The organism is Aurantiacibacter gilvus (assembly GCF_038289935.1).
GTDB lineage: Bacteria > Pseudomonadota > Alphaproteobacteria > Sphingomonadales > Sphingomonadaceae > Alteraurantiacibacter > Alteraurantiacibacter gilvus.
In genome coordinates, this window is record NZ_JBBYHV010000001.1 from 267973 (window position 1) to 287043 (window position 19071).

Genomic DNA, 19071 nt, shown 5'->3' on the forward strand with positions numbered 1-19071 from the left:
CAAAGTCCGCTTTCCATTCAGTCAGTGACTGATTTGCTGAGCTGGGGAAGTCCCAAGAGCGGACCAGCCGCTCACGACCCAATTGAGGACGGCGATTTAAGACCGCAGCTTCTAACATCCCGGGCGCCACGGCAACTTATGGGTTCGCATCGCCAAACCTTTCGATTGGCGTTGGTTCAAACCACCCATGTGGCTCTATCGGTACGCCCGACTCGATCCTTGCTTGAACGAATTGCGCTGCGGCTACTGCAGCTTCCAGCGTATTGAAACTGCAATTGTATCCCGAATAGCGGCTCTCGGTGCGTCCAACTCCCGAGATAGCGCCAATTTCCTCATCACAATCGGGATCAAAAACTTCGATCCTCGTTGGCGTGGTTCGAGCGATCAGCAATAAGGTTTCCTCAGTCGGGCCAATTTGCAAGAGATACCAACCATCGTCGAACTCGTAAGTCAGTAGAGGTAAGGCATTGTCCTCGGCCTTATTGTAGTAGACGTAGCCGCCTCCTGGAATTTTCCAGAGCGCGACTCTGTCTGATTGGGACTCACCTGCTCCGGAATGGTAGAGGTATTCCCCGCTTGGAAGGGGCGTTACTGATTGCGAAGCCTCAAACAATGGGGCGCTAGATGACCAGCACGCCGAAATTGATAAAGATAACGCCAGCAGCGTGGCGATCCTCGGGCTGTTTACTCGGATGACCATGGTCACACCTCCCTAAGAGGTAAGCGTAGCTTCGCGACCATGGGCAATTTAGCACTCGTGAACACAAAAGGCGAACGCCCGCTTTCCACCCAACACTTGCCGTGATGACTGGCCACTAGGCTGCCAGCAACGAACTGCGAGTCATCAAGCCGTCATGCAAGCCGGTCCAGATCTTAGGGGAAAGGGCAGGCCATGGGTGACAGCGGCATCCAGCGATCGAGCGTTGTGACGAGGTCGCTGGGACCATCCACGGTCATTTCGCCATCGGCGACCATTTCGCGTGCCGAACACTCCCCGCGCCAAACGCGAAGCAAGCCGCCGATGTCACATGAGAGGTAGATATCCGCGTCCTTACCCGGGTTGTCCGAACACAGATCGACTCCTCGCCCATTGGCGACCATCCACCATGACTTGAAATTTTCTGCATCCCGCAGGGCGATGCTGATGACCGTTTCGCCGTCAGGCAACTCTCCCGTCCGCAGCGTCTTGTGCATGTCCCACATCATGGCACCGATATCAATGTCACTCTCGCGCACGTTGCGGGCAGCCCATTTCAAGCCCCAAACGGCCAGATGTTCGATGATCGGGCGCAGTTCGCGCCCCGATGGCGTAAGGCGATAGGTCGCGCTCTTTTGGCCACTAGGCTCACGCTTCACGACCAGCCCCTGCTCGGCCATGGATTTCAATCTGGCACTGAGAACCGCTGGCGAAATGCGCGGGATTGCATCCGTCAGGTCACTAAAGCGCCTTGCGCCCATCATCAGCGCCCGGATGATCTGCAGCACCCATTTGTCGCCGATCAGCTCGCTAGCTTTTGTTGCCGGGCAATGAGTTTCCGGATCGAGCATTCCACATTCCGCTCAGTGAGACCGTTTGCATGGTTGCGGCACCATAACCCAGCGGCTCCGTATTGCGAAGCGCGTTGCTATGGATTCCATAGTCGTTGCCTACGTTCCGCGAACTATTGGCGGCCGGCTTCCCGGTTCATCTCTCCTTTCACGGCAGATGGAATGCCGATCACTACAAGGAGAATACCATGACAAAGGGGAACACAATGGGGCTGGCGATAGCTTTCAGCCTTGTGGCCACAAACGCCCAGGCCGCTGAAGAGGAGGTGTCGTTTCACTACAATCCGGAAGAACTTGCGGATCAAGAAAGCGCTGCGAAACTGTCGCAGCGAGTTCGCCGGACGGCCCGTGAGGCTTGTCGCCGCTCCGCAACGGCTCCGCGCAGGCTTGTGCGCGAATGCCGTCGGAGCATCGAAGAGCAGTTGCTAACGCAGATCGATCTTGGCGACCGACCCGTATCAATCGTTCGCAACGTCGATCTGCATCAGGGAGATTGATCATACCGCCTCTGATAATCGACCTTATCATAGGCCTTTTCAGCAACGAGTGTAAGTGTGGGGTGCGGACAACTGCAGATCATGCCACCGTCCGCTTTCCACCCATGAGCAGTCGTTCAGGCTAACTCTTGGGGAGGCCCAGAGCGGAAGTAGAGATCGATGGGTATGGATTGGGCTTCCCGCCCAAAACGCCCCAAGCAAGACCCAAGCGGGCGACCAGCCGAACGGCCATTCTGCCGTATGCTCCGAATTTGCCTGCTGAAAGAGATGGTGCCGCTTAACGGACTCGAACCGTTGACCCCATCATTACGAATGATGTGCTCTACCAACTGAGCTAAAGCGGCGCTTCTGGAGGCCCGAGCCGGAATCGAACCGGCGTGCAAGGATTTGCAGTCCTCTGCGTAACCACTCCGCCATCGGGCCTCGCGAAGGCGCGCCAACTAGCCCAGCATTGCCCCGCGTGCAATGCCCTTCCTTGCCGCCGGTGAATTGGCAGGATAGACCGCCGCCCATGGCAAACGACAAAGTCAAATTGCAGCGTGTCGAGGGGCACAAGGAAGAACGCTTCCTCGGCTCCGACGTCTTCTCCAGTGATTCGCGGAACCTGCCGCCGCCCAACGGCAGCGGGACCGTGCGCGAGGACGCGCGCGACATCGACATTTATCACAAGTGCGATGTCGCCGTGATCGGCGGCGGCCCCGCCGGCTGCGCTGCTGCCTGGGCGGCGGCGAAGGCAGGCGCGGACGTGTGCCTGCTGGAGCGCTACAACTGCCTTGGCGGGCTTTCGACCGGCGGCCTGGTGATGTGGATCGACCGCATGACCGACTGGCAGGGCAACCATGTCATCCAGGGCTATGCGCGTCACTTCATCGACCGCATGCCGGCGGAAGGCGTGGCCGGTCCTCCGCGCGAGGACTGGGGCAGCGCCGACCCGGTAAAGGCCGGCTATTGGGGCCAGCGCACCACGGCTTTTCACGGCATCGTGCAATGGGCGCCCACGCTCGACCCCGAGCGGATGAAGCTCAACAACCAGGAAATGCTGCTGGAGGCGGGCGTGCGGATTGTCTTCCACGCCTGGGCGGCGCGGCCGCTGGTGGAGGACGGGCAGGCCAAGGGCGCCATCTTCGAGAGCAAGATGGGCCGCCACGCGCTGATGGCCAAGGTGGTGATCGACACCACCGGCGACGGCGACATGTTCGCCCGCGCCGGGGCCGAATTCGACACCGATATCGAGGAAGGCGACGTCCACCATTCGATGAACACCGGCTGGGTGCTGGGCGGCGTCAACATGGACCGCTGGATCGACTGGAAGGTCCACCACCCGGACGAGCTGCGCCAGTTCATGGAACGCGGACGCGAGGAGCTGGGCTATTTCCAGACGCCTTACGTCAGCTGGCGGCCGGATATCGCCCTGTTCCTCGGGCCGCGGCAGAGCGGGCTGTCGGCGCTCGACGTGGACGACCAGACCGAGGTCGAGATCCGTAGCCACCGGCTGATGGAAGGCCACTGCCAGTTCTTCCGCAAGCACGCCCCCGGCTTCGAGAACGTCTATTCGCTGCAGAGCGCCAGCCAGCTGGGCGTGCGGCACACGCGGCGGCTGGCTGGGCTGGGGCGGATCGAGCGCAAGGACTGGGGCGATGCCAACCCTGTTGCCGACGAGGTGGGCGTGTCGCCCTCGCTCAGTCCGAAGTTCCCGGTGGTCTCCGTGCCCTACGGATCGCTGGTGCCGCGTGCGCTCGACGGTCTGCTGGTGGGCGGGCGGCATATCTCCTGCGACGCCAACAGCCACGGTTTCATGCGCGAGATCCCGCAATGCTGGCTCACCGGCCAGGCGGCAGGCGTGGGCGCGGCGCTGGCAGCAGACCAGGGCGTGCAGCCGCGCGAGGTGGACGTCGATGCGGTCCGCAAGGTCTTGCGCGAGCAGGGCGCGCACCTGCACGACGACGCTGCCGTGGCGGCCGTGCGCCAGGCCGCAGCAGTCCCCGCGCAGTAGGGTTGCCGCCGCGTTAAGAACGAAAAGCTGTCCGTCCTTAGCCAGCGTGGTGAAGGCCTGTTAAACATCTTGGTGCTAGATCAGCTTGCGACAGACTCTCGAGGTTGGAGAATTATGGCATCGCTGATGGCCGAAACGGCTTCGAAAATGCTCGTCAAGGTGCGCGCCAAGTCGGGCGGGTCGAACGAGATGCTCGTGCTGGATGTTTCCGCTGGCGGTTGCATGGTGGATTTCCACGGCTCCGCTGCCCGCCCGGGCGAGCGGGTGCTGGTGACATTCCCGGGTCTTTACGCACTGCCCGCAACCCTTGTGTGGATTGAAGACGGTCGCGCAGGGATTGCCTTCGAGGCGCCGCTGCACGAGACGGTGCTCGACCGTTTGCGGGAAGAGATGGCGGGACAGGGCTAGGGCCCGCGCCTACTTCCGTTCAGGAATCAGTACTCCGCCCGTCGGCATTGGCCGTACGGTTTCGCGGAAATTGCGCAGGTAGCCGGTGGCCTCGGTGCGGAAGCCGGGGCTGGTGCGCTTGGCCAGTTCCTCGGCGGGAACGTCGAGGTCGAGGCTGCGATTTGCCACCGAGATGCGCACCGTGTCACCGTCGCGGACGAGACCGATGGGTGAGCCGTCTTCAGCCGCTTCCGGGTGGACTTCGGCCACGGTCAGTCCTTTCAGGCACAGGCCCGACAGCTGGCCGTCCGTAACAAAGGCAGTGGTCTTGGCGAGGCCGGCTGCATCAAGCGCGAAGAGGATCAGGCTGGCGCCTCCGCCCATGGCCGGGCCACCTTTCAGGCCCTGGTTGCGGCTGATGACGACGTCACCGTCCTTGATCTCGCCCGCCTCGATGGCCTTCATGCAGCTTTGCGTATCCTCGAACACGCGCGCGGTGCCGGTGAATTCTTCGGGCCGCGAGCCGTCGCGCACGCCAAGGCGCACCACGGCAGTGTCCGCCAGCGTGCCCTTGAGGATGGCGATGCTCGGCCCCTTGCTGAAGGGCGCGTCGAGCGGCTGGATCACGTCCGGCCCCTCGATCTCGTAGTCGGCAAGGTTTTCGGCCAGTGTCTTGCCGGTGCAGGTCATGGCCTCCGGGCTGATGCGGCTTTCGAGGCGCTTGAGCACGGCGCGCGCGCCGCCGGCGTCCTCGAACTGTTCGATCCGGATGTTGCCGGTGGGGCGCACGGGGCAGAGCACGGGGACGTCGCTCATCTCTTCCCACAGGGCGAAGACATCGACACCGTTTTCGGCTTCGATCGCGGTGGCCTGCAGGTGCTTGATCGCGTTGATGCTGCCGCTGACCGCCAGCACCGTCGCCACGGCGTTGCGGAAGGCGGCTTCGGTGAGGATCTGCCGCGGCAGGAGCTGCTCGTTGACCATTTCCACGATCCGCCGTCCAGCGGCCTTGGCATTGGCCTGCATCTTCGGGCTGTTGCCGCGCACCGGCGCGTGGCCGGGCAGGGCCATGCCGAGCGCCTCGACCACCGAGTGCATGGTGTTGGCGGTTGCCATGCCGGCGCAGACGCCGGGCCCCATGATGGCGTTCTCTGCCATGTCGGGGATCGGGAACTTGGGTTCCTTGCCGAAGATCGCGCCGACCTGTCCGGACCAGACGTCCTCCACGTCGACCGGCTCGCCGTCGATCTCGCCCGCCTGCTGGTATCCGCCGATGACGAGGATCGTCGGGATGTTGAGCCGCGCGGCAGCCATCAGGTGGCCCGGCGGGGTCTTGTCGCAGCTTGTGAGGCAGATCATGCCGTCGAGCAGCGCGCCTTCGACCTGCACCTCGATGTCGTTGGCGATAATGTCACGGCCTGCAAGGATATAGCTGCCCGCCTTGGCCGCGCCGGTGATGAAGTCGCTGGGAGCCGAGGTGCGCACTTCGAAGGGCACGCCGCCGGCTTCGCGGATCGCTTCCTTCACCATCTTGGCGATGCCATCGAGGTGGGCATAGCAGATCGCCAGTTCGCTGGAGCTGTTCACCACCGCGATCTTGGGCTTTTCCATGTCCTCTTTCGAGAGGCCCAGCGCGCGCCAGTTGGCACGGCGTCCGGGATTGTTCGCGGCAAGGCTGCGCAGTTTGACCATCTTTGATGTGTTCCTATTCGGCGGGTTGGACGGCGGAGGAGGAGGGAGCCGGCTCGTCCTTCATGCCGCGCGCGACAGAGGCCAGCAGCAATATGAAAACAACGATGCCGGCCATGCAGAAAGCGGTGAAGACATAGCCTTCCCGCGCGCCTGATGCGCCTTGCAGAAAGCCGGCCTCGGAACCGATGAAGGGGGCCGCCACGGCACCGAACTTGGCCATGAAGCTGGCCCAGCCGCCACCGAATGCGCGCACGGCGCTGGGATAGTAGATGGAGGTGATCGAAATAACCGCCGCATGCCCGGCGCCCACGAAAATCGCGCCTATCAGCAACACGCCCATCAGTTCGAAGCCGCCCGAAACATAGCCGAAGCCGACCAGCAGGATGATCGGGATGCCGATCAACGGGGCAAGTGCGATCCAGCCGGGGCCGCGTTTCTCGGTGACCGCCAGCAGCACGACGCCGCCGATTGCGCCCACGATGCCGCTCGCACCCGCCAGCCATGCAGCGTCCTGCCGGAGAATGCCGAGGTTTTCCATGAACAGCACACCGTAGGCATTCTTCAGATATATGGCGATGCTGGAGAAGAAATAGGCGGCCCAGATGAACAGCGTGATCAGCGCCAATTTACCCACGAACAGCTCGCGGAATCGCAAGAAGACGTTTGCGGCCTGCCGAAACAGGGCATTGGTACCGCCGTTTTCATGGGTACGGACTTTACGTTCGTCGGACAGGAAGAAGCTGTCATAGGCGGTGGCATCAAAACCCCGGTTAAACCGCGCGAGCGTGGGTGCGATGCGCGATTTGGCCTGTTGCGTCGCCACCAGCCAGCGAGTGGATTCCGGCAGCATGAAGACCAGTACCAGGGCGAAAACGCCGGTCATCGCACCGCAAACCCAGAAGATGCCCTGCCAGCCCAGCACCGGGGCAGTCCAGTTGGCGATAGGCGCGGCGGAAGAAGCGCCGAAGCTGAATCCCAGCATGATGATGGTGACGCTGGTTGCGCGCATGGACTTGGGCATGCTCTCGATTCCCAACGCCCAGACCGGTGCGAGCAGGCCGCCAATAGCGAGGCCGGAAATGAATCGCAGTGCCATCAGCTGTTCGGGCGACTGGGCAAAACCCACAGCCGTGGTGAGCACCGCGCTGCCGATGGTTGAAGCGATGATCACCGGGCGCCGACCGAACACGTCGCCCAGGTAAGAGCCGAACAGCGATCCGATCATCTGCCCAAGGAATGCCGCAGAGGTGATCAGTGCCGTTGTCTGGTCGTCTATCACCCATTCGTCACGCAGGTACGGCAAGGCATAGGGAAGGGCGGTGAAATCCTGCCCGTCGAAGAAGGTCACGAGCGCACACAGGATGAGCAGGGTGACGTGGTAGCGACCGAATGGCTGCTCCTGCAGATACCTGGATACGTCCAGCGTGCGTCCCGCCGCTGTTGCCATCGACCCTCTACCTCTCACCCATTGATTATTTCCGACGGAGCCTAATGCGCATTGGGCCGCCGCGCCAGCCCCTAGCTGGCATCCTCCTCGGCCCAGTTGATCTCGCGCAGGTAGCGGTCGAGCGAATCGGCCTTGGGCGTCTTGTGCTGGAACATCAGCGGGCGATCCTCCGCCAGGCGATAACCGCCTTCGGGCGCCGTCTCCACCAGTGCTTCGTACCCTGCCAGGGCCAGCTTAGAGCGGAGGCGCGACACGTGGACTTCCACGCTGTTGGTTTCAGGCTCGTGGTCGAGGCGCCAGACATCGGTTAGCAGCTGTTTGCGCGTCACGCGTTCGCCGGGGTCGTCGGACAGGCGCCAGAGCAGGCTAAATTCGCGCGGGTGCAGTCCCAGCCAGCGCGAGCCGAGCCGGGCATCGCGGTGGAACAGGTCCAGCGTCAAGCCGCCAATGTCCCGCCAGCGCGGCAGCATGCCGAACATGTCCGCCACCCGCTCTGCGCGGGCGTGGAGTTCGCGCAGGCCGGTGTCCGCCGACAGGGCTTCGGCAATTCCGAGCGATAGCAGCTGCGCGCGCTCGGCAGGCTCCTCCACGCCGAGCATGATCAGGCGCCATGCCGGGCGATCGGCTTCGGCCAGCGCGTGACGGTCCTGCGCCGTGATCGGGCGGGTGTCGCAGACGAGGACGTGGCGGCATTCGGCACGGCAACCATTGACCCCGCGGCACAGGTCCCAGCCGGTGCGGCGCAGGTCCCATGTCTCGGGGGGCTCTTCCGTGCCGGCAATCCACCCGAAAAACGCCAATCGCGACTCCGTCCCTTTGCCCCTTGGAGACAAGGCAGCAGTAATGGCAGCCCGATGCAATTGCGTAATCTCCGCAATGTGTCGGGCTGCCAATGACGGAGAGCGCTCAGGTTCCGGCGGTGTTTACGCCCATGTCCTGCAGGTAGCGCTTCACATTGCGCGCTGCCTGCCGCAGTCGCTGCTCGTTCTCGACCATGGCGATGCGCACGTAGCCTTCGCCGTCCTCGCCGTAGCCCACACCGGGCGCCACAGCGACTTCCGCATGGGTGAGCAGCTGCTTGGAAAACTCCAGGCTGCCCATTTCCTTGAGCGCGGGTGGCAAGGGCGCCCAGGCGAACATGGAGGCGGGCGGCGGGGGAATGTCCCATCCGGCGCGGCCAAAGGCTTCCACCATCACGTCGCGCCGCTTGTGATACATCAGCCGGTTCTGTTCGACATAGTCCTGCGGGCCGTTGAGCGCGGCGCAGGCGGCTGCCTGGATGGGCGTGAAGGCGCCGTAGTCGATATAGCTCTTCACCCGGGTCATAGCCGCGATCAGCGTCTGGTTGCCGACCGCAAAGCCCATGCGCCAGCCGGCCATGCCATAGGTCTTGCTGAGGCTGGTGAACTCGACGGCCACGTCCTTCGCTCCCGGCACCTGCAGGATCGAGGGCGTCGGCTTGCCGTCGTAGTAGAGCTCCGAATAGGCGAGGTCGGACAGGATCCAGACCTTGTGGAACTTCGCCCAGTCGACCAGCTTGGCGTAGAAATCGAGGTCCACCACTTCGGCGGTCGGATTGCTGGGGAAGTTCACCACCAGCACCGTGGGGCGCGGGACGGTGAAGTTCATCGCCGCTTCCAGCGCTTCCCAGTACTTGTCGTCCGGCGTGGTCGGCACCGAGCGGATCGATGCACCCGCAATGATGAAGCCGAAGGTGTGGATCGGGTAGCTGGGGTTGGGCGCCATGATCGTGTCGCCCGGCGCGGTGATCGCGGTGGCGAGGCTGGCAAGGCCTTCCTTCGAGCCCAGCGTCACCACCACTTCGTTTTCGGCATCGAGTTCGACCCCGAAGCGGCGCTCGTAATAGTTCGCCTGGGCCTTGCGCAGGCCGGGGATGCCCTTCGACTGCGAATAGCCGTGGGCGTCGGGCCTCTGTGCCACTTCGCACAGCTTGTCGATTACGTGCTTGGGCGGCGGCTGGTCAGGATTGCCCATGCCAAGGTCGATGATATCGCGACCTTCCGCTCGCGCGGCCGCTCGCATCGCGTTTACTTCGGCGATGACATAAGGCGGCAGTCGCTTGATGCGGTAGAATTGGTCGTCCATCATTTCCTTCTCTGGTTGGTCATGCCCCTTTGCGGGCTGGGCCTCTCTGACCGAAACAAAGGCGCAGTGCAACGCGGCATCCACGCATGATCTGCTATGGCTCCCAATTGTCACAATTGCGATTATAAGGGCCAAGACATGGCCAATGACCCCAAGAACGGCAACGAAGCCGCGGATATCTTCACCGAAATGCTGCGCATGCAGGGAGAGGCCGCGCGGCAGATGATGCAGACCTTTGCCCCGCAGGCAGCGGACAAGGTGCCTGACGAAAGCGCCATCGACGCCATGGGGCAGGCGATGATGGAATTCCAGCAGACCTGGCTACAATTCTGCCTGCCGGAGGAACAGCGGCCGGCGCCTCTGCTCTCCAGTCCCGCCAACTGGATGGAAGCCATGCGACAGTGGACCTCGGCCATCCCCATGCTCGATCCGCAAGCGCAGCAGCAGATGTGGGCCGACGGCATGGCGCTGTGGCAGGACCTGCTGACGAAATACTCCGAGGCCAAAGAGGGAGAGGAAGCGCAGCTGCCTTTCAAGGATCGCCGCTTTGCCGACAAGGCCTGGCGCGACCAGCCCGTCTTCGCGCTGATACACCAGACCTACCTGCTGTTCGCCGAGCGGCTGGCGCAGAACATCGACCATGCCGAGGGCCTCTCCGAGGAAGACCGCGCCAACCTGCGCTTCGCGACGCAAGGCGTGCTCGACGCCATGAGCCCGGCCAACTTCCCGCTGATGAACCCGGTCGTGCTCGAACGCACGATGGAGACGCACGGTGAAAACCTGGTGCGCGGAATGGAGCGCCTGACCGCCGACCTCGAGCGCGGCCAGCTCACCCACACCGATACCAGCAAGTTCAAGCTGGGAGAGAACGTCGCCACAACGCCCGGCAAGGTGATCTACGAGACCGAGCTGTTCCAGCTGATCCAGTATTCGCCGACCACCGAAGAGGTGATGGAAACGCCGCTGTTGATCTTCCCGCCGTGGATCAACCGTTTCTACATCCTCGACCTGAACGAGAAGAAGAGCTTCGTGCGCTGGGCCGTGGACCAGGGGATCACCGTATGCCTCGTCTCCTGGCGCTCGGTCGACGACAGCCTCGCCCATATCGACTGGGACGACTACTTCCGCGCGCAGATGGAAGCGATCGACGTGGTGCGCGATCGGCTGAAGGTGCCGAGCGTTCACGCCATCGGTTACTGCGTGGCCGGGACCACGCTGGCGGGAACGCTGGCAATCCTCGCGCGGCGCGGGCAGGCGGACAAGGTGAAGAGCGCCACCTTCTTTACCGCGCAGGTGGACTTCGAGCATGCAGGCGATCTCAAGCTGTTTGTCGATGACGGGAAGCTCGAATTCATCCGCCAGGCCTCGAAAGGCGGCTACCTCGACGGGCGCTACCTTGCCGCCACCTTCAACATGCTGCGCGGATCGGACCTGATCTGGAACTACGTGGTGAACCACTACCTGCTGGGCGAGGACTATCCTGCTTTCGACCTGCTGTACTGGAACGGCGATGTCACCAACCTGCCCGCCAAGTGGCACGCGGCCTACCTGCGCGACCTCTACAGGGACAATCTGATGGTGGTGCCCGATGCGCTGGGCGCGGACGGCACCGAGATCGACCTGCGGCTGGTGAAGACGCCGTGTTACATCCAGGCGGGCCGCGAGGATCATATTGCCCCGCCGCAAAGTGTATTCCAGGCGCTCGAGCACTTCAGCGGCGAAAACCGGTTCGTATTGGCGGGCAGTGGCCACATCGCCGGGGTGGTCAATCCGCCCGCCGCGAACAAATACCAGTACTGGACCAACGACGGCGACTTCGCCTCGCTCGAGGAATTCGTGGCGGGCGCCGCCGAGCATCCGGGCAGCTGGTGGCCGGACTGGCTGGCCTGGCTCGAGTCGCAGGATCCGAAACGCGTGGCGGCCAAGGGCCGACGCAAGCCGGGCAGCAAGTCCAACCCGGCAATCGAAGATGCTCCGGGCCGCTATGTAAAGATGCGGTAGTCACCCAAGCTACTGAAAAGAAAGCAGTTCGCACATTATGGTGCACTGCAACATAATCCTTGACTTCGCTTGTGCACAAACATATATTGTGCATTGCAACAAAGGGTCGTGAGTGTTTCATGACCGTAGTGAAAGCGTGCAAGCGAGGACATATGGCTACGTCCAAGACCGACAGCGCCGAGAAGGCCTATGCAGATGCTGCGGAAGCAGCGCCTGCGCCGGCTGCCAAGAAGGCACCGGTGAAAAAGGCTGCCCCGGCCAAGAAGGCTCCGGCCAAGAAGCCGGTTGCGAAGAAGCCCGCGGCCCGCAAGCCCGCAGCAAAGAAAACTTCCGCTCCCAAGCCGGCAAAGGCCACTGCCAAGAGCGAAGCGAGCGTGACCCAACTCAAGGAAAAGATCATGGCTACCAAGACTATGGACTACACCAGCACGATCACCGACACGATGAGCGACGCTGTCAACGAAATGCAGAGCCGCGCCCAGGCCGCCTACGACAAGAGCACCGAAGCGATGACGGAAATGACCGAATTCGCCAAGGGCAATGTCGAAGCCGTCGTCGAAAGCGGCAAGGTCATGGCTGAAGGCGTGCAGGGCATCGGCCAGAGCATGGCTGACGAGGCCAAGACGGCTTACGAAACCGCCACGGCTGACCTGAAGGAAATGGCCTCGGTTAAGAGCCCGACCGAACTGTTCCAGCTGCAGGGCAAGATCCTGCGTCGCAACTTCGACGCCATGGTCGCCATGACCTCGAAGAGCACCGACGCCTCGATGAAGCTCGCCAACGACGTGATGGCCCCGATCTCGGGCCGCGTGAACCTGGCAGCCGAAAAGATGTCGAAGGTCGCCTAAGCGAACTTCCAAGTTTCAGATCGCCATCTCCTCCTCTCCCTTGGCGATCGGACAATGGGCCGGGTAGCGCAAGCTGCCCGGCCCACATGTATTTTGCGGGTTGCAGGCTTCGCTTAACCAGCCTCGCTAACCCATAATCTGCACCAGCGGTCTTGCAGCCTGCGCATTTGATACGATATTCGGCCCTCGCAATGACCAGACCAATCACCTCCCCCAACGTCCATGACTGGACGATCCGCGCTGCCGACGAGGACGGCGGGGATAGCGGCGTGGGTGATGACGGGGGCAAGGCCGGTGGCCAGGTGGGCGTTGCTACGCGCACCCGCGCCAAACCGAAGAAGCCCAGCCAGTACAAGGTGCTGTTGCTCAACGACGACTATACCCCGATGGAATTCGTGGTGATGGTGCTCAAGCGTTTCTTCCGCATGGACCTCGAAGAGGCCACGCGCGTGATGCTCCACGTCCACCAGCGCGGCGTGGGCGTCTGCGGCATCTTCCCTTTCGAGGTCGCCGAAACCAAGGTGAACCAGGTGATGGACTGCGCCCGGGAGAACCAGCACCCGCTGCAATGCACGCTGGAAAAGGCCTGATTGGCCTGCTTTTGCCCTTTGGGGCATGACCGCGGCATAATTTGTCGCTAAGGCCCGTTGCAACCTGAACTTCCCCGCAGCGTCAGACGGCCCGTGTCCCGCTTCATCACCGCCACAGATCGCTATATATTCAAGCTCGTGCTGGTGCCGATGATCGGTATCTTCCTGCTTGCCGCCAGCCTGCTGCTGCTGGAAAAGATGCTACGGCTGTTCGATTTCGTTGCGGTCGAGGGCGGTCCCATCGGCGTCGTCTTCGAAATGCTGATGAACCTGGTGCCCGAATATGCCGGACTCGCCATTCCGCTGGGGCTGATGCTGGGCATCCTGCTCGCCTTCCGCAAGCTGGCCATGTCGTCGGAACTGGACGTGATGCGAGCTGTCGGCTGGTCCTACAACCGGCTGCTGCGCGTGCCCTACCTGATGACGCTCGGGCTGATGGCACTCAACTTTGCCATCGTCGGCTTCATCCAGCCGCAGGCGCGCTTCGCCTACGAGGAAATGGAATTCGAGCTGCGCTCGGGCGCACTGGGGGCCTCGATCAAGGTCGGCGAATTCAACACCATCGAAGACCGCATGGCGCTGCGGATCGAGGCGAGCGAGGACGATGGTCGCCGCCTGATGGGCATCTTCGCCCGCGTCGCCGACGACGAGGGGCAAGTGCTGTCGATCTCGGCCCGCGAAGGCCGCTTCCTGGCCAACCGCGAGGATCGCAACACCATCGTCCTGCGGCTGGTCGACGGGGTGATCGTCCACGACGTGGTGGAAGGTACGCCGCGCGTGCTCAGCTTCAGCCAGCACGACCTGCCCATCGACCTGCCCGCCCTGCAGGAATTCCGCGACCGCGGCGAGGACGAGCGCGAATATATCCTGCCAGAGCTGCTCGAGATCGGCTGGAGCCCCGAGAGTACGGCAGACCAGCGCGTCGCCAGCCAGGCCAATTTCAACTACCGCATGGTCGAAGTTGTCATGATGATCATGCTGCCGTTGCTGGCCGTGGCGCTGGGCATCCCGCCCAAACGGTCGACCAGTTCGCTCGGCATCTTCCTGTCGATCGTGATCGTGGTCGCCTATCACAAGATCAACCAGTACGGCGCGGAGGTGGCGGAGATCGGGCGGATCGACCCGTTCCTGGCCCTGTGGGGGCCATTTGCCTTGCTCTTCTGCCTGATCGGCTGGATGTACTACCAGGTCGCCTACGTGCCCGGTGGACAGGCCATCGGCTATCTCGATGCGCTCTACGCCAAGTTCGCCCGCCGCCTCGCCAAGCTGCTCGGCCGCGACAAGCTGCGCGGTATCGTCCCGGAAGAGGAGCTTGACCTGATGGAACAGCAGCCGGAGGCGCCAAGTGCTGCTTGATTTCTTCCCCTCGCGCACGCTGACGATCTACCTCGCCAAGATGTTCGTCGTGCGGATCTTCGCGTGGCTGGCCGTGCTGGTGCTGGTGCTGATGATGCTCGACCTGCTCGGCAAGACGGGCGACATCCTGGCGGTGGAAGGCAATGGCCAGTCCGAACTGTGGCTCTATGTCAGCCTGCGTGTGCCGCAGCTGATAGCTCGCTTCCTCCCCTATTCGGTGCTGCTGGCGACGATCATCATGCTCGCGGGCCTCAACCAGAATTCCGAGGTGATCGCCATGAAGGCCGCGGGCCTTTCCGCGCACCAGATCCTCGCGCCGCTACTGATGATGGGGCTGCTGGTGGCGGCCCTCTCTTTCGCCTTCAACGAGCGCGTTGTCATCCGCGCCACGGCGACGCTGAAGGCGTGGGAAAACGTCGAATATGCCGCCATTCCCGAAGACCGCGCGGCGCGCGCCAACGTCTATTTCAATGACGGCAACGACGTGCTGATGGGCGGGACGCTGTCCGGATCGGGCGTCGACACGGTGCTGGAAGACGTCGCCTACTACGAGCGTGACGATGCGGGGATGATCACGCGGCAGGTCACTGCCGACCGCGCGACCTATGCCAACCCCGGTTGGCAGATGACCGATGCCGCTGTCTTTACCGTGGCGACGGCAGAGACCCGGCAGCAGGACAGTGTCGTGGTGGCGCCGGGCGTGGAACTGTCCCAGATCGAATTGCGCCGCGTCGATCCCGAAGCCGAACCCCTGGCCGAGCTGTCCGACAGCATTGCCGCCTTGCAAGCCGCGGGTCGCCGCACGGACGAGCTGGAAGCCAAGTGGTGGCACAAGATCTCCGGCCCGCTGTCAGCCGTGCTGATGCCCCTGCTGGGCGCGGTGGCCGGTTTCGGCCTGGCGCGGTCGGGCAACCTGTTTATCCGCGCCGTGATCGGCATGGCACTGGGCTTCGCCTATTTCGTGGTCGACAACGCCGCGCTGGCGATGAGCAGTTTCGGCGGTTACCCGCCCCTGCTGGCCGCCTGGGCGCCGTTCTTCCTGTTCCTGCTGGTGGGCGAGACCGTACTCGTCCGCACCGAGGAATAGCGCAGTTTTACAGGCCCTTCGGCCTGCTCGGTCACATTTCTGCCATATTTTTTGGAACGGGGTGGAGGCCCGGCCATTGTTTGCGCAGTGCAATCAATGGAGTTTGATGTGAAAAAGAACCTGATGACCGTCGTTGCCGCCGCTTCCTTCGTGACGCTGGCCGCTTGCGGTGAAGAAACCACCACGGAAGAAACCACCATCATCGAAGACGATGGCATGGATGAAACCACCGTGATGGAAACCCCGGCCGACGATGGCGATTCCATCTCGATCAGCGAAGACGGCGTCTCTGCCGAAATCAACGATGGCGGTACCTCGGTGTCGGCTGATGTCGATGGCGACCCGTCGCTGGATGTTGAAGTCAACGACTGAGACTAGCGCCTGGCCGAAAAGCAAAGGGCCTCCGCATCGAGCGGGGGCCCTTCTTTTTGTCGGTTGTCGCGGGTCGCTCGCTACTGCGGACCGCGGCCCATCGTGCTGCGCGCGATCCGGCCGACCAGACCGATCATGCCGGGATGGCTGGCCTCGGCAAAGGTCGAGGTGGTGCCGAGGTGCGCGCTAAGGCGCTTATGTGCCTCGTGCAGCGAGTGGTACGGCATCGAGGGGACGAGGTGGTGCAGCGCGTGATAGCGCAGGCCCACCGGCGCCCAGATGCCGGCGATGAAGCTCGGCACGTTGACGCTGTCGAGGTACTGCGCGGTCACCGTCATGGCTTGGCCGTCGTTCTCCCACAGGTGCGCCACCAGCGTGCGCAACTGGTTGAACACGGCCACGGCAGCGGTCACGGCCATGGCCACGAGCAGCGGCTTCCAGCCGAGCCAGAAGGGGGTGGAGATCACCACCATGGCCCACAGGCTGGCCCCGACCTGCTGGAACAGGAACCAGCCGCGTTCCTTGTCGGTCGGCGGCTTGCGGCGGAATTCAGGGTTGATCGACAGCGATGACAGGCGTTCCCATGCCAGCTTGCGCAGCGGCGGGATCACCAGGCCGAGCGGGGCGAGCACGCCCCAGCGGATAATCAGCGCGATCGGCGCGAGCGCGGCAATCAGTACGAAGACCGGCAGGCTCCACGGCTTCATCAGCGCCAGTGGCATGTATTCCGGGTCTTCGATCGTCCCGTACTTGGTGCGCGCGTGGTGCAGCGTGTGCACGCTTTCGTACATCAGGCTGGGGGTGAGCATGGGAATGCCCACCAGCAGGTTCCACGCCGTGCGGAAGCCCGGCAGGGCATCGCGGTGCAGGTGGGAAATCTCGTGGATGAACAGCAGCGCACGATAGAGCGCGAAGACCGAAACCACCGCGCAGGCCAGCGCCAGCGCGAGGTTGTCGACGAGGATAGCGCCCGCCAGGGTGCCATAGCCGATGGCGGTCGATAGCAGCATGTCCGGCCAGTAGATCCCGGGCCGCGCAGTATTGATATCGCGCGTCAGTTCAGCCGCTGCCCGCAGCATGTCCTTGTCGTCGGGAATCTGCGCGTGCACGCGCCGCCGCAGCGGGGCATTGCCGCTGGCCTGTTCTTCCGCAGTCTTGGTCGTCGCGTCCATGGGCGTGCTCTATAGTGCAAAATGTCTGGTTGTGTAATGCGCGCGTGCAATGTGGCTGCGCGCTTGACACGGCCTTGATGCATATCAAGAGCGAACCCGAAATGAACGAAAGGCCGTCAGCGTGAGCGAGCAGATAGATATTGCCGAAGTTTCGGGCAAGGGTGACCTCAATGCTTTTATCGATCTCGCTTATCGATTGAATGCAGATGACCCCAACTGGGTGCCGCCGCTGAAGGCCGACATGGTCGAACTGCTGACGCCGGGCAAGAACCCCTTTCACGAGCACGCCAAGGTGCAGCTGTTCCTCGCCCGGCGCGGCGGCAAGGTGGTGGGACGCATTTCCGCCCACTACGACGAGCTGGCGCTGGAACAGCCGCCGGAGCAGGGCATGGGCCCGGGCACCGGTAACTGGGGCCTGCTGGAGGCCGAGGACGAAGCTGTCAGCTCGGCCTTGATAGCGCGGGCAGAGCAATGGCTGCGCGAGCAGGGCATGACGCGCGTGCTGGCGCCGATCAGCCTGTCGATCTGGGAAGAACCGGGCCTGCTGGTGAAAGGCCACGATCATCCGCCGATGATCATGATGGGCCACCACAAACCGCACTACGAAGGCTGGATCGAAGGGCAGGGTTACGCCGTCGCCAAGCGGCTGTTCACCTACGACCTCCACAATGTGGCGGACGGCTTCCCCCCGATCGTCAACCGCATCGTCAAGTCTGGCGAGCGCAACGATGCCATTGTCGTGCGCGAGGTTGATAAGAGCCAGTTCGAGCGCGAGGCGCAGATCATTCTCAGCATCCTCAACGAAGCATGGTCAAAAAACTGGGGCTTCGTGCCTTTTACCGAAACCGAAAAGGCCTACGGAGCGAAGAAGCTCAAGCCGCTGATCATCGAAGGCACCAACATGATCGCCGAGATCGACGGCGAACCGGTGGCCTTCATGATTTCCTGGCCTGACATCAACAGCAAGCTGATCACCATGAAAGGCAAGCTGTTCCCGTTCAACTGGGTGAAGCTGCTGTGGTGGCTGCGCAACCCGCAAAGCCCCGGATTCCGCGTACCGCTTATGGGCGTGGTGAAGAAATACCAGAATACCCGCCTCGCCAGCCAGCTGGCCTTCATGATGATCGAGTATATTCGCCGAAATGCTGTCTCCAATCACTCTGCAAAACGCGCCGAAGTGGGCTGGGTCCTGGAGGACAATCAGGGGATGGTGGCGATCGCTGACGCGATCCAGTCGAAGCTCAACCGCGAGTACCGGATCTACGAAAAGCGGCTGTGACGCGAAATCAGGGAACTGCCAGGGATTTTCTGGCGTTGGCCTGATGGATGCACCCCTTGCATCTGCAGGGAGCACAATGAAGCCAGTAAGCAAAGATCAGGTCAGCGATGCCAAGCCCGCGCCGCGCAAGGCGCTGGGCCGTGTCCTGCTGGTGGAAGATGATCCGGTACTGGCCATGGCGCTGGAAGATGCGCTGGTGCAGGGCGGGGCACAGGAAGTGGTCATCTGCCAGACGATGAAGTCCACCATGGCCGAACTCGACAAGGGCGCCAGGTTGAGCGCCATCGTGATCGACGTCCATCTGGCTGACCGTGACGACGGCTGGGCCCTGGCGGAACTGGTGGACCTGCTCGGCCCCAAGCGGCCACGAATCGTCTTTTCCACCGGATCGCCTGGCGACATTCCGCCGGACATCGCGGAAATGGGCCCGGTCTTCGAAAAGCCTTACGACCCGGTCCAGCTGGTCGAAGTGCTCGCCAGCACCCACAAGCGCGGCCTCTTTTCGCGCCTCCTGCGCTGAGCCAATACCTTACAGGTTGCCCGTTTTTCCCGGACAGGACCTTGTCCCTAAGAAAAAAAGGCCCCCGCTCGCGTGAGCGGGGGCCTTTCGGGATCGTATCACCTGCCGCTTGGACGGGAGGGGGGTCTCGGCGGTGACATAAGATAAATGTCCAGCGCGAAATGCGGTTCCCTGCC

Annotated in this window: 18 protein-coding genes and 2 tRNA genes; 11 read left to right on the plus strand and 9 right to left on the minus strand. The window is 62.8% G+C overall.

Features of this window, described 5'->3' with window-relative positions; genetic code table 11:
* Nucleotides 1–136 precede the first annotated feature (136 nt).
* Together AAEO60_RS01285 and AAEO60_RS01290 are read right to left on the minus strand one after the other, a co-directional pair.
* Nucleotides 137–700, minus strand: a complete 564-nt coding sequence (locus AAEO60_RS01285; RefSeq protein WP_341671830.1) for a hypothetical protein — start codon at nucleotides 698–700, stop codon at nucleotides 137–139.
* A 173-nt stretch (nucleotides 701–873) separates the two neighbouring features.
* Entirely contained in the window at nucleotides 874–1548 is a 675-nt protein-coding gene (locus tag AAEO60_RS01290; protein WP_341671831.1) for a winged helix-turn-helix transcriptional regulator, read from the minus strand.
* Between the two features lie 188 nt (nucleotides 1549–1736).
* Here AAEO60_RS01290 and AAEO60_RS01295 point away from each other — a divergent pair, with 188 nt between their 5' ends.
* Entirely contained in the window at nucleotides 1737–2045 is a 309-nt protein-coding gene (locus tag AAEO60_RS01295) for a UrcA family protein (RefSeq protein ID WP_341671832.1), read from the plus strand.
* A gap of 268 nt (nucleotides 2046–2313) precedes the next feature.
* Here AAEO60_RS01295 and AAEO60_RS01300 read toward each other — a convergent pair.
* Nucleotides 2314–2389 (minus strand) — tRNA-Thr (locus AAEO60_RS01300).
* Nucleotides 2390–2394: 5 nt separating this feature from the next.
* Nucleotides 2395–2468: transfer RNA gene (locus tag AAEO60_RS01305), tRNA-Cys, on the minus strand.
* A gap of 88 nt (nucleotides 2469–2556) precedes the next feature.
* On the opposite strand from AAEO60_RS01305, the gene AAEO60_RS01310 reads away from it, so the two are divergent.
* On the plus strand, nucleotides 2557–4038 hold the full coding sequence (locus tag AAEO60_RS01310; protein WP_341671833.1) for an FAD-dependent oxidoreductase: 1482 nt from the start codon (nucleotides 2557–2559) through the stop codon (nucleotides 4036–4038).
* Between the two features lie 114 nt (nucleotides 4039–4152).
* A complete protein-coding gene (locus AAEO60_RS01315; protein ID WP_341671834.1) occupies nucleotides 4153–4446 on the plus strand; it encodes a PilZ domain-containing protein in 294 nt (97 codons plus the stop codon).
* A gap of 9 nt (nucleotides 4447–4455) precedes the next feature.
* On the opposite strand, the gene AAEO60_RS01320 is transcribed toward AAEO60_RS01315, so the two are convergent.
* The 4 genes from AAEO60_RS01320 to AAEO60_RS01335 form a co-directional block, all read right to left on the minus strand.
* Entirely contained in the window at nucleotides 4456–6117 is a 1662-nt protein-coding gene (locus AAEO60_RS01320; protein WP_341671835.1) for a dihydroxy-acid dehydratase domain-containing protein, read from the minus strand.
* 13 nt (nucleotides 6118–6130) lie between these two features.
* The gene (locus tag AAEO60_RS01325; RefSeq protein WP_341671836.1) at nucleotides 6131–7564 is read right to left on the minus strand and encodes an MFS transporter; all 1434 of its coding nucleotides are present in this window, start codon (nucleotides 7562–7564) and stop codon (nucleotides 6131–6133) included.
* Nucleotides 7565–7635: 71 nt separating this feature from the next.
* A complete protein-coding gene (locus AAEO60_RS01330) occupies nucleotides 7636–8364 on the minus strand; it encodes a winged helix-turn-helix domain-containing protein (protein WP_341671837.1) in 729 nt (242 codons plus the stop codon).
* 106 nt (nucleotides 8365–8470) lie between these two features.
* Nucleotides 8471–9670: an LL-diaminopimelate aminotransferase gene (locus tag AAEO60_RS01335; protein WP_341671838.1), complete on the minus strand. Its 1200-nt coding sequence runs from the start codon at nucleotides 9668–9670 to the stop codon at nucleotides 8471–8473.
* Nucleotides 9671–9808: 138 nt separating this feature from the next.
* On the opposite strand from AAEO60_RS01335, the gene AAEO60_RS01340 reads away from it, so the two are divergent.
* The 6 genes from AAEO60_RS01340 to AAEO60_RS01365 all read left to right on the plus strand — a co-directional run bounded on the left by AAEO60_RS01340 (nucleotide 9809) and on the right by AAEO60_RS01365 (nucleotide 15924).
* The gene (locus tag AAEO60_RS01340) at nucleotides 9809–11671 is read left to right on the plus strand and encodes a PHA/PHB synthase family protein (protein ID WP_341671839.1); all 1863 of its coding nucleotides are present in this window, start codon (nucleotides 9809–9811) and stop codon (nucleotides 11669–11671) included.
* A 152-nt stretch (nucleotides 11672–11823) separates the two neighbouring features.
* A complete protein-coding gene (locus AAEO60_RS01345) occupies nucleotides 11824–12519 on the plus strand; it encodes a phasin family protein (protein WP_341671840.1) in 696 nt (231 codons plus the stop codon).
* A gap of 191 nt (nucleotides 12520–12710) precedes the next feature.
* On the plus strand, nucleotides 12711–13109 hold the full coding sequence (clpS, locus tag AAEO60_RS01350; RefSeq protein ID WP_341671841.1) for an ATP-dependent Clp protease adapter ClpS: 399 nt from the start codon (nucleotides 12711–12713) through the stop codon (nucleotides 13107–13109).
* 93 nt (nucleotides 13110–13202) lie between these two features.
* Nucleotides 13203–14465, plus strand: coding sequence for an LptF/LptG family permease (locus AAEO60_RS01355; protein WP_423970057.1), 1263 nt, complete (start codon nucleotides 13203–13205; stop codon nucleotides 14463–14465).
* Nucleotides 14455–15552 carry an LPS export ABC transporter permease LptG gene (gene lptG / locus AAEO60_RS01360; protein WP_341671842.1) on the plus strand — a complete coding sequence of 366 codons (1098 nt, stop codon included), beginning with the start codon at nucleotides 14455–14457 and terminating at the stop codon, nucleotides 15550–15552. Before AAEO60_RS01355 ends, lptG begins: the two co-directional genes overlap by 11 nt.
* 108 nt (nucleotides 15553–15660) lie before the next feature.
* Entirely contained in the window at nucleotides 15661–15924 is a 264-nt protein-coding gene (locus tag AAEO60_RS01365) for a hypothetical protein (protein WP_341671843.1), read from the plus strand.
* Between the two features lie 80 nt (nucleotides 15925–16004).
* On the opposite strand, the gene AAEO60_RS01370 is transcribed toward AAEO60_RS01365, so the two are convergent.
* Nucleotides 16005–17096 carry a fatty acid desaturase family protein gene (locus tag AAEO60_RS01370; RefSeq protein WP_341671844.1) on the minus strand — a complete coding sequence of 364 codons (1092 nt, stop codon included), beginning with the start codon at nucleotides 17094–17096 and terminating at the stop codon, nucleotides 16005–16007.
* Between the two features lie 121 nt (nucleotides 17097–17217).
* On the opposite strand from AAEO60_RS01370, the gene AAEO60_RS01375 reads away from it, so the two are divergent.
* Nucleotides 17218–18375 (plus strand): N-acetyltransferase, encoded by a 1158-nt coding sequence (locus tag AAEO60_RS01375; protein ID WP_341671845.1) that lies wholly within the window; start codon nucleotides 17218–17220, stop codon nucleotides 18373–18375.
* 76 nt (nucleotides 18376–18451) lie between these two features.
* Nucleotides 18452–18895: a response regulator gene (locus tag AAEO60_RS01380; protein WP_341671846.1), complete on the plus strand. Its 444-nt coding sequence runs from the start codon at nucleotides 18452–18454 to the stop codon at nucleotides 18893–18895.
* Nucleotides 18896–19071: the final 176 nt, after the last annotated feature.